Source organism: Pedococcus sp. KACC 23699, from assembly GCF_045348425.1.
Classification (GTDB): Bacteria; Actinomycetota; Actinomycetes; order Actinomycetales; family Dermatophilaceae; genus Pedococcus.
On the sequence record NZ_CP157483.1, the window covers coordinates 1,803,738 to 1,818,179 of the forward strand.

The 14,442-nt window shown below is 68.2% G+C and carries 13 protein-coding genes; 5 read left to right on the top strand and 8 right to left on the bottom strand.

The window, feature by feature from the left end:
* Positions 1-171: 171 nt before the first annotated feature.
* From ABEG17_RS08395 to ABEG17_RS08405, 3 genes are all read left to right on the top strand, one after another.
* Complete coding sequence (locus tag ABEG17_RS08395) at positions 172-783, top strand: alpha-ketoglutarate-dependent dioxygenase AlkB family protein (RefSeq protein ID WP_406832823.1); 612 nt, start codon at positions 172-174, stop codon at positions 781-783.
* A 151-nt stretch (positions 784-934) separates the two neighbouring features.
* Entirely contained in the window at positions 935-1,960 is a 1,026-nt protein-coding gene (locus tag ABEG17_RS08400) for an EcsC family protein (protein ID WP_406832824.1), read from the top strand.
* A gap of 1,169 nt (positions 1,961-3,129) precedes the next feature.
* A complete protein-coding gene (locus tag ABEG17_RS08405) occupies positions 3,130-4,050 on the top strand; it encodes a hypothetical protein (protein WP_406832825.1) in 921 nt (306 codons plus the stop codon).
* 736 nt (positions 4,051-4,786) lie between these two features.
* Here the strand turns inward: ABEG17_RS08405 and ABEG17_RS08410 are convergent.
* Positions 4,787-6,436 carry a hypothetical protein gene (locus tag ABEG17_RS08410; RefSeq protein WP_406832826.1) on the bottom strand — a complete coding sequence of 550 codons (1,650 nt, stop codon included), beginning with the start codon at positions 6,434-6,436 and terminating at the stop codon, positions 4,787-4,789.
* 987 nt (positions 6,437-7,423) lie between these two features.
* Here ABEG17_RS08410 and ABEG17_RS08415 point away from each other — a divergent pair.
* Both ABEG17_RS08415 and ABEG17_RS08420 read left to right on the top strand, forming a co-directional pair.
* Positions 7,424-7,729: a hypothetical protein gene (locus ABEG17_RS08415; RefSeq protein ID WP_406832827.1), complete on the top strand. Its 306-nt coding sequence runs from the start codon at positions 7,424-7,426 to the stop codon at positions 7,727-7,729.
* Positions 7,726-9,387 (top strand): esterase/lipase family protein, encoded by a 1,662-nt coding sequence (locus tag ABEG17_RS08420; RefSeq protein ID WP_406832828.1) that lies wholly within the window; start codon positions 7,726-7,728, stop codon positions 9,385-9,387. The genes ABEG17_RS08415 and ABEG17_RS08420 overlap by 4 nt, the downstream gene beginning before the upstream one ends.
* Positions 9,388-9,741: 354 nt before the next feature.
* Here the strand turns inward: ABEG17_RS08420 and ABEG17_RS08425 are convergent, their stop codons facing one another.
* The 7 genes from ABEG17_RS08425 to ABEG17_RS08455 all read right to left on the bottom strand — a co-directional run bounded on the left by ABEG17_RS08425 (position 9,742) and on the right by ABEG17_RS08455 (position 14,403).
* Positions 9,742-11,085: a hypothetical protein gene (locus tag ABEG17_RS08425; RefSeq protein ID WP_406832829.1), complete on the bottom strand. Its 1,344-nt coding sequence runs from the start codon at positions 11,083-11,085 to the stop codon at positions 9,742-9,744.
* A gap of 442 nt (positions 11,086-11,527) precedes the next feature.
* Positions 11,528-11,776, bottom strand: coding sequence for a hypothetical protein (locus tag ABEG17_RS08430; RefSeq protein ID WP_406832830.1), 249 nt, complete (start codon positions 11,774-11,776; stop codon positions 11,528-11,530).
* A gap of 100 nt (positions 11,777-11,876) precedes the next feature.
* A complete protein-coding gene (locus ABEG17_RS08435; RefSeq protein WP_406832831.1) occupies positions 11,877-12,095 on the bottom strand; it encodes a hypothetical protein in 219 nt (72 codons plus the stop codon).
* Positions 12,092-12,865, bottom strand: coding sequence for a hypothetical protein (locus ABEG17_RS08440; RefSeq protein WP_406832832.1), 774 nt, complete (start codon positions 12,863-12,865; stop codon positions 12,092-12,094). Before ABEG17_RS08440 ends, ABEG17_RS08435 begins: the two co-directional genes overlap by 4 nt.
* Positions 12,866-12,920: 55 nt before the next feature.
* On the bottom strand, positions 12,921-13,214 hold the full coding sequence (locus tag ABEG17_RS08445) for a hypothetical protein (RefSeq protein WP_406832833.1): 294 nt from the start codon (positions 13,212-13,214) through the stop codon (positions 12,921-12,923).
* A 174-nt stretch (positions 13,215-13,388) separates the two neighbouring features.
* Positions 13,389-13,580, bottom strand: a complete 192-nt coding sequence (locus ABEG17_RS08450; protein WP_406832834.1) for a hypothetical protein — start codon at positions 13,578-13,580, stop codon at positions 13,389-13,391.
* Positions 13,581-13,737: 157 nt separating this feature from the next.
* Complete coding sequence (locus tag ABEG17_RS08455; RefSeq protein WP_406832835.1) at positions 13,738-14,403, bottom strand: DNA-binding response regulator; 666 nt, start codon at positions 14,401-14,403, stop codon at positions 13,738-13,740.
* Positions 14,404-14,442: the final 39 nt, after the last annotated feature.

Sequence of the window (14,442 nt, forward strand, 5' to 3'; positions counted from 1 at the left end):
GCGGCGCCACCGCCCTCTCCTGCGCGCCCCTTAGGGGCCGGGACGCCAAGCCCAGGGCAGGCGTGGGGACCGGACTCCAGGATGCGGCCCCGGAGGGAGTGCCGATTGCGGCGACCGGTGATGGCTGGACCATCTCGGTGGCACCCACCCCCACCGCATCGAGGAGAACCCATGGATCCGGCCGCAGTCACGAGAACGCACCTGAGTGAGAGCAGCTGGGTCGTCCATTGCCAGGGGTGGTTGCCTGATGCCGACTCGGCGATCGAGGCGTTGGCCATCGAGCTCGAATGGCGGCAGGAGTACCTCAACATGTTCGGCAAGTCCCTCGCGCAACCGCGCCTAACCGCGGTGTGTGGTGTGTCGATGGATCCGGCGAGTCGGTACCGGAGGTCGAACCCGGTGACGCCCTGGGCACCCGCCGCTGGATATGTGCGAGATCGCGTTGAGGGTGTGGTGGCCGGCTGGCGGCCGAACGGGCTGATCGCGAACAGGTACCGCGATGGGCAGGACAGCATTGGCTGGCACAGTGATTCGGAGCCGGCGCTGGGTCACCACCCGGTCGTTGTCAGTGTGAGCCTGGGCGAAAGTCGTGTGCTTCTGCTGCGTCCTCGCGAAGGTGGTCCGAGGAGGGCCTTCGAGTTGGCGCATGGCGACTTGTTCGTGATGGGCGGCGCGACTCAGAAGGAGTTCGTGCACAGCATCTCAAAGGTGGGTCGCCCCGTGGGCGAGCGGATCTCGTTGACGTTTCGCAAATATCTGGTCGACGACGCCGGACCCCGCTGACTGGCGCCTTGCGGGCGGCCGAGGCGATGAACCACGTTTCGGCGGCCTGATGCGAAGTCGTCGCGTAGCCTGCGGTTTCGGTTCCGTCCGGGACCGGGGAGCCTTGGCCCGCGGTGATCGCGGCTTGGGCAAGGGGTGAAGCGGGGGCTCGATGACGAACGAGATGGTGCCGTACGACCAGAGGGCATGGTCGGAGGTCGAACAGTGGCGGCAAAGCCGTCTGACGTCGAAGGCGAGTCGTGTGGTCCCGGTTCGTGTGCGCGACCGAATCGCGGGGACCGCTCGGGTTGCGAAGGGCCGGCTGGGGTCGTTGCCAGGGGCGTCGGAGTTCGAGCACGTGTTCACGAAGGCGCTGGGCGGTCTCCTGGACCTGAGTGCGACGGCGGCGCGGGCGAGCGTCCGCCAGTCGGCCGTCGTCGAGGGGTACCGCAAGCGTGGCTTCGCGGTGGACAGCATCGAGGACATTGGCCTGCTCGATCTGGTCGACATCGACAGGGTGAAGCCGCATTTGGGTTTGTCGTACACGGCTGCAGCCACGGTTGAGGGCGCAGCGGCCGGCTTTGCGGTTTCGGGCGGCGAGATCGTCGCTGCGGGTGGGTCGGTGTTCGGGGCGGGGGTGGGTGCTGCGCCCGGTATCGGCACGATCGTAGGGGTCATGGCGGCTGATGCGGCGGCGGTGATTGTTGCTGCGAACAGGGCGGTGGCGCATACGGCGGCGTACTACGGCTACGACTTGAAGAGACCGGAGGAGCAGGTCTTCGCCTTGGCTGTGTTGAGCGTGGGAACGGCTGCTCAGGCGGGGAAGGCGTCGGCTTACATGGAGTTGAACAAACTCGTGCAACTTCTGGCCAGGCGGGCGACCTGGGAGCAGTTGCGGCGACACGGGACGACTCGGATCGTGGAGCAGGTGTTTGCCCGGCTCGGCTATCGCGTCACTCAGCGCAAGCTCGGTCAGGCGGTTCCGGTGATCGGTACGGTCTTGGGTGCTGGGATGAACGCGCGTCTGCTGGGCGATGTCACCTCGGACGCGAACTTCATCTACCGGGAAAGGTTCCTTCGGGAGCGGTACGGGCTGTCGCCGAGCACCTCGCCGGTGGCCGGCGAGGAAGATGGCTTCGGCGCGGGTGATGTCATCGAGGTGTCTGAGATCGTCGAAGCGGAGGTTCTCGAGCCGTAGCAGGGGCGTACCCACGGTGGGTCAGACCGGCATGGGGCGCTCGATCGCCCGACTGATCGCGGGCGCCTCCGGCCAAACTGGAACTGAGCGCAGGTTGACGCAAGGCACGATGTCCGTCCGGCCGTGTGTCGACGCCGCGGGCGGAGAGGTGGATCACGGATCCTTCGCTTGCGAACTCGTGATGGGCCTCCAGCTGAGCCCCTCAGAGAAGTTGGCTGTCACGGCGCCCGAAACCAGGTGATCGTGACCTCGATACTGGCGGCTGCCGACAGTCCATCCCACCAGTGCCCGGTCCATCGCCAGTTCGGCCCAGATGAGACGGAAACCCTCCGAGGGGGGCGCCGACCACCACCATGGACAGGACTCTGCCACCCGCAGCCCAAGCGCACGCGCCGCCTACGCTGTCTTCCGAGGCTGCCTGACGCGGCCACACATAAACCTGGCCCGCTCGGATACCGCTGAGACAGTGGCGGTCCCGGGGGCAGATCAAGTCAGAGATGCGACCTGTGCGCCCCGACCATCACCGTCGGACACCACGACCGTGCCCGGGCTGCCCTCGTCGGCTAACTCCACGACGTATCCGAGACTGGGCAACAGCGACCGCAACGCACCCTCGACCACGCGCGAGACCCAGCCGGCGAACTCCATCGCAACCCCCCCGTCCCGTCATCACCGTCATGGACGGCGCCCAGCTCCCACGCGCACAGGTGACGCAGCCCGGTGCCCGCCATCCACACCAACTCCACGCCACCTCCTCAGCCGTCGGTCGGGGTGTGCGCCCGAACGTCGATCACCCCGTGTCCGCGCCACACATACTCCTGCTCGGAGTTCACCGGAACCCGGCAAGGGCCAGGACCTGACGCAGTTCGTGCGCTCAGGCTGTCAGTTCTTCATCGGTCGATGGCGTGCGCCCGTCGTGCCGCCCCAGCACTTGCGGGCAACGAACGAGGTCGCCCTCAGGACCCTCCCAGACCGAACACCGCGCAGGGCCCAGGGGTCGTATGCCCGCGCTGACCCACACCGCATGATGAGCCACACCCACAGGGTCAACGCAGCCAGCCCGCGCGCATAGCACTTTCGGGTTGCCGTGCCCGACACCAGACCGAGCACGACCCAAGACCCTCGACGTGGCGGTAGGTTCCATCCGCCCACGAACCCCAAGGACGCCCATGCCCCGCCCGCTGCACCGCCCGCCGACCCGCACCCTGCTGCCCCTGCTGCTGACCGCAACCGCCCTCGCCCCCCTGACCGGCTGCGCCAGCAACGACGGCACGACCAGCGACGGGCTACCCACCGACGCCGAAAGCTTCGGGCGGCACCTCATCGACGTCGGCCAGCTCTCCCTGCCCGACCCCGGAGCGCCCACCCCCATCTTCCCCGCGTCCGGGCTCCCGGTCGCCCACATCGTCGGCCAGCAGTCGATCTTGTTCTTCGACACCAATACCGCAGGCAAGGCGCTGAGCACCCTGGAGACCGACTCACCCGACCAGGCAGTCACCGCCTCTCAAGTGCTGCTCTACCGGAGCACGTCGGGAGCGGTCGCCCGCTGCGACCGGTTCGTCGTCTCGACCCCCATGCTCAACGCCTCCGAGCTGATCGACATCGTCAAGCGCGCCTACCCCAAGTGCGACGGCAAGGCCGCCGCCGGCACGGCACACGACAGCTCCGCCAAGCCTGGCCCGCAGGCGCCTGCGCCCGCGCCTGCGCCGGCGCCGGCGCCCGAACCGTCCGTGGACACGTACACGCCCCCACCGCCTCCGCTGCCCAAGACGTACACGGTCAGCGGCTGGGATGACACCCAGAGCGAAGTGCCCAAGGCCTTCAAGATCACCGGGTTCCGCGTCACCCCTAACCCAGCCGACGGCAACGCCACCATGACGATCACCGTCCACAACCTCACTGGGCGCACCCTGAGCATCAACCCCGGCGTGATCGACACCGACACCGACGGCGGCGACTACACCTACGGCGACGCCACCAGCTGCTGGTCGTTCCCGCCCCAGAACACCGACACCCTCCACCTCCAGGGAAGCGGCCTGACCCCGGACGCCACGTTCGCCACCCGCCGGGTCGAGTCCGGCACCTGCTGAATCCCGAACCTCCCTGACCAGATGCCTGGTCATGATCGCCTGCCTGCTGGCCTTGATATGGCTTGCGGTGCTGGTGAAGTTGTCGATGCAGGGCGGTGCATTTGAGCAAGATGCTGCCTTGGCCACGCGTGAGGCCCCCGCGCGCCGGCATCGCGGAACACCGGTCACGGACGCGCACTGGCTCCCGCGAGAGGGAGGCAGCGGACACGCATCAGCAGTGGCTGTACAACGCCAACCTCGACCTGCATTGGCAGCGTGACGCAAGGCACTGAGCGGCTGCCGGGGTGGAGCTCATGCCGCGAACGTCCTGGCCGATGACAGACACGGAGGATGCCTTTGAGGGGGTCGCGGGGTGAAACTGCGCCACGACGTCGCAATCGAGCCCGGCCGCCGCCGAGTTTGAGGCCCCAGCGAAGGCGCGCATGCTGCCAGGTTCCCTGGGCGGGTTCAGTGACGACCTGAGGCGCCGGATGCCGAAGGGACGTACCCCGGTGTGGTCGGGCCCATGAGGTCTTGCCTACTCCGCTGACGACCTCGCACCGTCGTCCTAGTGATGCTCTCGAGCCCAGGGAACCGTCACATGCGGTGCGGGTAGTGCGAACTGCTGATCTCCATGCTCGCACGTCCACGCAGAGCGGTGTTGGCGCCGGATCACGGTGACCCTTCACCACAACGCAAGCTGCTCCTCGAGCTCGGGTAATGGCCAAGGCCAGCGGACCCTGACCCGCGGGCCGGGTCAGGGAGTCGAGGAGAAGGACACGATGCGGAACGGTTTCGTTGTCCATTCCCAATCTCGGGTTCCGGCGCCGCTGAAGCAGCAGTCCGGGTTTGAGGGTGTCCGCACCATGTCCACGGAGTGGAGGTGGCCGCGGGTGAGCGTGAGCGCCTTGCTGCGCCGTGGGGTCGCGTCGATGATCTGGGTGTCGACCAGCAGACCCGGTCGGTTCGCTGGTCCGGTCAGGACGACGGTGTGCGGGAAGCGCATGTTCCCGCCGCCGTACCCGCCGCAGCTCAACCCGATGGCCAGGTCCGTCACACCGTCGCCGTCGGTGTCAGCCACTGAGCGAGCTGCCGACTCGTCCAACGACACGTAGAACGTGCCGTCGCCGCCAAAGACATCGATCGACCCGGCGGAATGATTCTTCGCCACCCCGTTCCGCAGGGTCACGGCGGGTGCGTCGGGCTGGCAGACGCCGGCTGGCAGGCGCAACTGTTGGTAGTTCCATGTCGAAGCGACGGGGGTAGTGGGCACGAGGGTGACGTTGCGCGCGTACTTGGACCCCGTGCGTTCGAAGCTGTAGTTCAGCGAGTTGAACACGGGACCGGCCAGGGCCAAGGCGATTGTGGCGCGACCGACGAGCTTGGGGGCGAGATCGCCCGGCTTCACGATTCCTCGCTTGAGCAGATAGCTGGCCACCTGCTTGACCACGACGTGGTCGTCGAGCAGCGCCTCGCAACTGATGGCGGCCTTGAGGGCGCGCGCTCCGGTTGTGGCGCTGCGCACGTCCACCGCGCACTGGGCCAGCGTGACCGCGGCGACGACAGGACCGTCCGCCTTGCTCATCAGGTCGGCGCCGGTCAGGTTGCCCACGAGTCCGACCAGGAACCCGAACGCGTCCTGCGGGGTGAACTGGAGGATTGGGTCGGTTCCGGCCGCCCGTGCCTGGGACTCGCTGAAGCCGACGTCGATCTCCTCGCCGGCGTTAACGAACCGGGTTCCGGATGCGAACGCACGCCCAGAGGTGGCGAACACCTCGTCGAGGCCGCTGAGCGCGTTCAGGATGTCTTGGCGGGCAGACTGGTCCACGCCGCTGTTCCACGTCCACGTGGTCTGGCTCGGCGTCGTCCAGTCGAACCCGAAGCCGCGGTTGACGCGCGCCTTGACGACGACGGTGCCAGCGTCCTTGGGGTCCTTGCCGACGCAGAACAGGATCGGGTTGTTGCGGTCCGGGGCAATGAAGGTCGCATCCTTGACCCAGCCAGGTCGAGGCGTGGCGCAGGTGGGGGTGTCGGCTCGGACGTCGAACACCTGCCCGAAATGGAAGTACGTCCAGTCGGCGGCCCCCTCGATGGTGGCGGCGGCGGTGGCACTGGCGGCGGAGACGAAGTCGTTCCACCGAGACAGGTGGTGCACGGTCGCGGACACACTTCTGCGGTCCCGAGCCACCGTGGAGGGCACAGCGATCCACGTCTGGGCGGCTTCATCGAAGTACGCAAGGGTGGCTGCAGCGTCCGCAGGTAGCGCGGTGATGTATCGACGGGTGATGGTGACGCCGGCAGGGCCGATGGGGCCGTCGCTGGTGATGTCGCTGGGTTGCCCGACGGCCAGGGGCAGCCGCGTCCCGACAGCGGCAGCTTCGGACTTGGCGGTCCCGGTCAGGGGCACGTCAGTGATGGTGACCCGGTGCTTGCCGTCGCCTACGAGGACCACCTCCGTCCGGCCATGGCTCACGGCAGCGGCACTCGACGGGGAGGGTTCTCCGGCGCCCGCGCCGGTGCTGTTGGGGGTCGATCGGCCGGGGCTGGAGGGCGGGGTTCGTGGTGCGTTGGTGCATGCCGACAGGGCGGCGCATGCAGACAGCGCGACTGCGACCCCGGCCGCGGCCAAGCGCGTGCGGTCGCGGTGAAAGATCGTGTTTCCCCCGCTCACAGGGCGTAGCGTGCCATCGCTGCGGGAGCCGCACACCCATCCATTTGCTGTAGTTCCCACCGAGTGGTCACGAACACGCCGCCCGAGGCAGGTTGCGGCGCGCGCCGTCGACTCCGGGGCCGTTCGGGGCGGCGTGAGGGGGCAGGCGCCGCGGCGCGGTGTGGGGTGTGTCTTGAGTCAGGTCGCGACGCGTGTGGGGTTCTGCACCCAGTCCGGCACGCGTTCAGTGCTAGAGCGGACACGTGCCCGCGATCCGGCATCGTGACACGACCACGTTCGGAACTACGAGCCACCCGATGACGCTGGCGACCCATCGAGGCCGCACTGCAAGGCCATCGACACCCGGGCCACCGCCACCCCGCCGGTCGGGTGGTTCGCCGGCCACGAAACGCTGTCCACGAACACCGACCACTCGGTAGCCAGCAAGGGCCCGGCGACACCCTGACGCCGGCACCTGCCAGTCAGTGACCAACTGGCGAACAGATGACGCAAACGCCCCCGATAACGACCCGGCGGGGACATACTCTGCCTTCCAGCCGGGGTGGCTACGGGGCAGGGGGAACGATGCGGCGCACGGGTCTGGTCGGCGCGACACTCATGGCACTGGTCGTGGCAGGCCTGAGCGGGTGCTCCAGCTCGCCCAGCCGCGCTGCCGCGCCAGGGACCCGCGTCACCACGTCAACGCCTGCGGCCACCTCGACGAGCACCACTACGGCGCCAGCCGTGGCCACCCCCAGCCCCGAGCAGGCCCAAACTCTCGCGGCCGACCTGTCCAGCGGAGACGCCGCCCGAGTGGCCGCCGCCATCGGCGCACCCGCCGCCGAACCGGCCAACGCCGCCCTGGCCGCCAAGCTCGCCAAGGCCGGACCCCTGGTGTTCTCCCCCAACGTGACACCGGTGTCCGCCGGGGTCGTGACCACCACCGCCACGCTCGGGTCCGGGGCAACCAAGAAGACATGGAACGTGCGCCTGGTCCTCGTCGGCGGCAGGTGGGTCCTGGGCACGACTACCCTGGCGAACAAGCCATGATAGCGGGCAGGTTCGTCGCGCTCGCCCTAGCATGGGTCGCCGCGCTGAGCACGCTGGCGACCAGCCCCGCCGCATCCGCAGATGTTCGCGCGTCGGCGCGGGCGGTCACGTACGGGCAGAACTGCTCAACCGCGAGTTCACCAACAACCGGGCTGGTCAAGGACGCGCACCCCGTCATCCTCGTCCACGGGTGGACCGGCAGCCCGATGGCGGACACCCGGACCCTGCTCGAGGCGAAGATGACCCCAGGGTGGCAGTTCCTGCTGTTCGACTACCACGACTCCGCGACCCGCTGGGCCGACGCACCCCAGATAGCCGGGTGCCTGGCCGACTACATCACCAAGGTCTCCAAGGCACACACGGACGCCGGCGGCGACGGACGCGTGTACTTCGTCGCGCACTCCATGGGCGGCCTCGCCGTTCGGTTCGCGTCCGCCAAACCTGGCGTTGGGGACCACGTTGCCGGTCTGGTCACTCTGGGCACACCACACGCAGGGTCGCCCTGGGGCAACGCCAACGCTGTGCGGTGGGGACGCCTGAAGGAGCGGATGGCCGGGTACGGCAAAGACGTTCCCGCAGGCGACGCGAAGGCACGCGTCTGTCTGGCCGTCCACCAGGGCCCCACTGGCATGCCTGCCGGATGTGCCGTTGCGCCGTACCTGCCCGGCACCACCCCGGTAGCGACCATCGGCGGGAACCTGACGATCCGGCGCACCGTGTTCGGTTTCCTGGACTACGACGTGCCCACCGGCGGCGACACCATCGTGACCCAAGACTCCTCCCAGGGGTACTTCAACTCTGCCCCCTCCGGAAGAGTGCCCTTCGGCACCCACGTGAACCCGATCAGCGTCCCGTGCACCCAAGACTTCAACGGCATTGTCGACGCGCTCACGAACCTGCCCTCAACGCTGCACATGACCCCGGTATCCCCCATCGGTGCGCTCATCGGCGGGTTCCTCCAGCTCCAGAGCGACAACCTCGCACTCGGCGACATCGTCAACGGCAACGCGTCGCTCGCGATGCTCGACGTGCTCAGCTCCGCCAACCTCATCCCGGGCAACTGCTCACACACCGGCATCACGACCAACGCTGCGGCCATGACTGCCACCGCGAACGCCCTGCGGCAGCAGGCCGCGCAGTCCGCGACCGTCAAGGTCGACCCAACCAAGCTGGGCCTATGCTCAACCCCGTGCAAGGTCAGCTCGTCCCTGACCTTCAACCACCCCACCTGGGGTCGGGTGACGCTATACACGCTGATGCCTCGGGAGCCCGTACACCCAGCGAACGCTGTCGTGGTGGATTCCACCGGGCGCGTTCGCTGGACCATGGGCGAGGACGTGGCCGGCGACGTTTACGACTACTGGACGCTGGCCAAACCTGCCCGGGACAACTCCGGGCTCATTTTCATCAACTACAACCCCGGCCGCTACAACGGCGTCGCAGTGCTTCAACCGGTGCCTGACGGAATGCGCGTCCTGGCTGGCGGGTATGGGCCTCCTCACGGGCAGGACCTGTACTACTCCGAGCTGGAGGGCCCCGTCGCCGACGGGCGCTATCGGGTTGTGAGCCACAGCAACGACTGCTCGCCCGACTGCGCTGGCGGGACGATCACCACCGTCCGGCTCCGCTTCAACGGCAGCAAGTTTGTGCCCGACTAGGCGGGCGGGGCGGGCGGCGGTCGGTAGCCGTGGGGGGTCGCAGGAACCATGAAGGGGAACACATTTTCGCGCGCCGAGCGGGCTGCCCGACGGCTCGACGGCGTGATGTGCTCCGGGACCATCGGAAGCCTTCACGACCTCGAAAGCGGGCCCCGCCTGTTGCCTTGAGGGTGTATGACGGTCTACTGGCGCCCAGCGACTGCCCGGTTGGTGCGCTAACCGTCGTCGGCGGTGTCGTCCCGCTCGAGCCGCGTCATTGCGGCGACGGAACGGCGAGATCTGTGGACCGCACGAACCGACCACGCCGAAATGGCGTGGGTGTTGCTGCGCGTGCAGTCCGCCGCGTCTTCGGGTTCAGTGCGCCCGCAGGACCTGAGCCACGACCGTCTTGGACAGACCCGCCTTCGTCAGTGCAACTGCCGGGTCTCGTGCCGCGAGTGGCACGCTGGCAGTGTCGACCAGCCCGTGCACCTTGATGATGTGAACCTGGTCGCCTTCCCCAGCGATGCACCAAGTGACCGCGGTGTCGCAGCTGACCCAGTCGGGAAACGTGAAGTTCGCACCGAACCACGCCCACAGGGCCGGCGGGCCGTCGTTGCCCTGCGTCGGCCACGGCGACTGGGCACCAGTCCCGCCGGGACTTGTCGCGCCAGGGGAGCCCGCGGCGGCGATGTTGAAGTCCTGGCTGGTGGTGCCGGCGAGCAGGTCGCGGGCAGTGAAGACCTCCGACGCGACGGTGTTGGCCGCGTACACGATCACGCCGACGAGGGAGGCGAGCACCTTCGGGATAGCACCCACCACTCGCAACAGGCGGCTGGTCGCCCCCTTGGAAGCGTCGCGCAGCACCTGCGCCGCGCAGTCGGCGATCATTGTGGCCGACGTGCCGACCGGGTCCTTGGTCAGCTTTGGCAGCTGCGCAAGAGCGCATGCGGTGTCCTCCACGGTGGAGCCCACTTCTTCGAGGGTGGTCTCGACACCGGTCGCGCCGCGCACCGCCTGAACGACACGCAGGGTCGCGTCCACGATGCCGGCCAGCTGGAGGTGCGGGTCGTACGCGACGTTCACGAGCACGGGTGCGTTCGCATCCGGAGCCACCAGTAGGTGCACGTCGCCGCCCGAGGGCAGCAGGACCTGCTCTTGGCCGATGGCGTGGGTAGTGGCCGCGAACCACCGGTACAGGCTGGACAGGTCGACGCCGTAGTCCGTGTGCTTCTGGAGCGTCGCCTGCCCGGACCAGCTCACCAGCAGCGGGTAGTCTTTTACGCCGCGCATCCGCAGGACCACGTCCGACCCGTCGGTGTCCAGGCATGCGTCGACGAGCTTGCTGCCGGTACCGGTCAGCTGGGCCTGGTCGGCGCCTGGTGAGTTCGCGCACGTGGGGGCGATGCCGCTGGGGATACCAGCCATGTCCGCCCCTGCCTGGCGCAGGGAGTCCTCGATGGCGTGGTAGTTCCAGCTGAACGGGTTCCACCAGGAGAAGTGCGTCACCGAAAGGGTGATCGTGCCAGCGCTGGGGTCGTAGGTGCCGTCCTGGGCAACCCATGACCCGTCCTGCTCGTCGTACGTAGCCGGGAACGGATCGAAGGCAAGCCCGGCTGGCCAGTCCTGCGGTGTCGGGGCCGGCAGGACGATGGTGGCGGTGCCCGTCAACTCGCCAGACCCCAGGCTGATGTGGACCGGCGAGCCGAGAGAGGTCATCTCCGCTGGGGACTCAGGCGGGGTCTGGGTGTGATCGGCGCGGGTGACCGTGAGTTGCGTGTCGCTTGAGACAGCGTTGGCGGGCACGAAGACACGGGTCCCGTCACTCAAGGTGACACTTCCACCGGCGGCGACGGACACGGGCGCGACGCCCTGCTGGTCCGATGTAGCTGCCGGCGTGGACGTGGTCGAGGTCGGGGCGCCAGTGCGGCCGGGTCCGGTTGCCGGGTGCAGCCGGGCTGGCACACCTGCCAGGACCGCTCCGACGACGGCGACGACGACAGCCGCACTGAGGACAACCACCAGCGCGGTGCGGCGCGACCCAGCGTCCCGTGCCTTCACAACCTTGGCTCCACCGGCCGCGGGACGCAGCGGCGCCGGGTTGTCGTGCCGAACCGTCGCGCACGCGTTGACCCCATGTCGTCAGCGGCGTCGAGAGCGGCTATTTGTCCGCGACCATCTCGAGCACACCCCTGAGCGCCAGCCCGACGGTGATCGCCCAACCTGGCCAGAACGTCACGTTCAGGAGCAGGTCCTTGACGACGCTGCCCGGGTCGGCGTAGCTCGTCGAGAACATGCTGGATCCGCAGGCTGCCTGAACGATGCAGCACACGATGAAGACGGCCGCCGCCGCTCCCAACTGTGCGGGGCCCGACAGGTTGCTTCCGGTCGTGCTCTGGTTCTTACTCATGGTCACTCCTTGAAGACTCGAGACGGGTTCACTGCCGGCGGCCTGCGGTCGCTGGCGCAGATGTGAGACGTGGAAGTCCGTGTGAGTGCTGGCCGTGCCCTCAGCTGGTGCGCAATGCGGCTGGTGGCTGGTCGGGCGCGTTCAGCAGGCGCGGCCCGACCACGAGCAGGTACACCCACAGCGTGAACGGGCCGAGAAGGACGAGTAGGCCCACCCACATGCCGCGCTGCCGGTCCGCCGCTACCCACTGGTAGGAGGTGCGGCGCAGCGCGTCAGCGGCCAACGCCCAAGCGGTGATGTAGAGCAGCCACGAGATCATGACTGGACCGTCTCCTTCGGTTCGCCGGCATCGACGGCCGGGGTCTGACCAACGGGGCCTCGAGCGGAGGTGGCGCTGACCGGGTACGCGGACGGGAACTTGTACGTCACCGACGTCGTGGCCGAAGGTCGCGAGACTGCGGCAAGGTTCTCCATCGCTTCGCGCGCCGGACCGTCCAAGCCGCGGTCGTTGGCCAGCCGCCACGCAGCAGCCCGGGTGGTGATGGCCTGAGCGACCAAGGAGGCGCTGACCTCCTTGGGCAGGGCGAGGCTGACCACCACCAGGGCGCCACCGTCAGCCGCGGTCTCCTGGACGGCGAGTCCGACTGCGCCTTGGCCGAAGAAGCCCTGCGCGGGGGTGGCGACAACCTCCTGCAGCCACGGATGACGCACCTGCCCGACCATGGCGATTCCTCGGCTGCGGTTGGCTGCCCGGACCTTGGACACGATGTTTGCGACGACGGCGAAGGCCGCTCCTCCGCCACCGACGCCCCACCAGCCGCCGCCCTTGTCGTAGTTCTCGCACCCGATGACGACGCGCTCGTCGGTGATGTCGACACAGACGCGCACCTCGGTGACCTTGAGGATCTGCTCACGAATCCCGGCGCGGATCCGGGTCACGCTCACCCCACCGCACAGGAACGACAGCTCGTGCCCGTCAGTACGAGAGAGCTGGGTGACCCGCGAGCCACCTGGGGAAGCCAGCAGGGGGAACAGCGTGTCGTCAGTGCTGTGCGTGCGCGACTGGAGGGTCATGATGGGAAAGGTCATCGGGTGCTCCCGCAAACGTCGTGCGCTGAAGGACACGCCGAAGTGCAGGCGCGGCTCACTGCAGGCCTCCGATGTTTTCGATGGCCTTGTCTGTGTTGGAGCCCGCTTTGCCGCCGTAGATGTTGCAGTACTGCGTGATCTGCAGCTGGGCGAGCATCTCGTTGGAGACGCTCGCGGAACGGTTGTGATCGCTGAGCATCTTGTCGATGACCTGAGTCTGCTTGTCGCTTAGCTTGGTCATCAGCCCCGTGTCCGGCGACATCGCCGCGAAGTCAGCGCAGGTCGTTTCCCCACCCGGCCCGCTCGAGCAGCCGGCCACCCCCAGTGCAACGCCAACACTGAGGGCCATGGCTGTTATGGATGTGCGTATGTGTCGCGGCACGACTTCCCCTTGCTAGATCGGTGTCACTCACGCGGTGCCCATCGTGGTGGGATCACCGCCTTGCCGGGTACCGGGGTTTTCCCGGGGCTCAAACGGACTAGGCGGACGAAGCGGGCGCCGCTTCACCAACCCAGGGAGTGCTCACCAGATCCAGATGACGAACCGGCCGCCGCGGAAGAGGTACACCGCGTACGCCGCCAGCAGCGCAGTCGGGATGATGCCCGCTGGGGTGTGCGAGGCGAAGGTGCCGATGAGTGCAAGGACGGTCAAGATCGCGTAGTACACCCACGCGACCGAGCGCCGCCGCTGTTGGCGATACGTAGTGGAAGCCATGTGTCCTACCTGCTTTCGTCATGCGCAGCGCTACGCACTGGCTCGGTCATGTGGTGAGTTGCTCATCGTGATGGGGCTCATCCCGGTGGGGTACCGGGGATTTCCCGGGGCTCGAACGGGTCGCGGGGCCCGGAGCAGGACGTCGCTGCGGGAGAGGTCAGTTGGGGTCGAGAAGGTCGCCCGGCCCAACTCCCAGCAGGCGCTCGAGGTCAGCGGCAGAATGCTCGAGCAGGTATGCGGAGAACCTTCGGGTCACCTCGGCCATGTACTCCTCGGCGGTCTTGGGCGAGATGAACAAGCGCGCCCCGATCGAGCGGTAGCTCTCCCCGCGGGCCCGGGCGCGCAGCACCTCGATCTGGCGGGGAGACAGCCGGCCAATACGCCCGCGTCGGTCCACGACCTCGACGAGGCCGGCCAGTGCGGTCGTGATGACGACTCCGCCCGAGGCGACAGCCGCGACCGCTTCGCGCAGCGCCGGTAGCGGCTCGGACTTGTGGACGATGCCGGACGCGCCAGCGGCCAAACACCCCGCCAGGACGTGGCGGCGCCTTTCGTTGGTGTAGATCAGGACCCGGTATCCCGCCTGGGCGACGGCGTGCACGCCATGCATGCCGTGGGCGTGGACCGGCTCCCCCTCGGGTGCGCGCAGCCACAGGTCAACCAGCGCCACGTCAGCGGCGGGCCGGTCTGCCAGCAGGTCCTCCACGCGCGGGTACGTCCCCACGACTTCGACCTGGGGCAGCAGGTGCGCCAAGCCCTCCCGGATCAGCGTGTCGTCGTCGACACAGGCGATGCGCACCTTGGCCGGATCGGAGTCGCTCACCGTGCACATGGTGGCCGTCCCCGCGCCCGGGCGGCCCCC

What these genes read in the sequence shown, in the direction of transcription:
- ABEG17_RS08435 (WP_406832831.1), bottom strand. Translation starts at nt 12,095, where the DNA reads ATGATCTCGTGGCTGCTCTACATCACCGCTTGGGCGTTGGCCGCTGAC.
- ABEG17_RS08420 (WP_406832828.1), top strand. Translation starts at nt 7,726, where the DNA reads ATGATAGCGGGCAGGTTCGTCGCGCTCGCCCTAGCATGGGTCGCCGCG.
- ABEG17_RS08445 (WP_406832833.1), bottom strand. Translation starts at nt 13,214, where the DNA reads ATGGCCCTCAGTGTTGGCGTTGCACTGGGGGTGGCCGGCTGCTCGAGC.
- ABEG17_RS08395 (WP_406832823.1), top strand. Translation starts at nt 172, where the DNA reads ATGGATCCGGCCGCAGTCACGAGAACGCACCTGAGTGAGAGCAGCTGG.
- ABEG17_RS08430 (WP_406832830.1), bottom strand. Translation starts at nt 11,776, where the DNA reads ATGAGTAAGAACCAGAGCACGACCGGAAGCAACCTGTCGGGCCCCGCA.
- ABEG17_RS08400 (WP_406832824.1), top strand. Translation starts at nt 935, where the DNA reads ATGACGAACGAGATGGTGCCGTACGACCAGAGGGCATGGTCGGAGGTC.
- ABEG17_RS08405 (WP_406832825.1), top strand. Translation starts at nt 3,130, where the DNA reads ATGCCCCGCCCGCTGCACCGCCCGCCGACCCGCACCCTGCTGCCCCTG.
- ABEG17_RS08425 (WP_406832829.1), bottom strand. Translation starts at nt 11,085, where the DNA reads ATGACCTCTCTCGGCTCGCCGGTCCACATCAGCCTGGGGTCTGGCGAG.
- ABEG17_RS08450 (WP_406832834.1), bottom strand. Translation starts at nt 13,580, where the DNA reads ATGGCTTCCACTACGTATCGCCAACAGCGGCGGCGCTCGGTCGCGTGG.
- ABEG17_RS08440 (WP_406832832.1), bottom strand. Translation starts at nt 12,865, where the DNA reads ATGACCTTTCCCATCATGACCCTCCAGTCGCGCACGCACAGCACTGAC.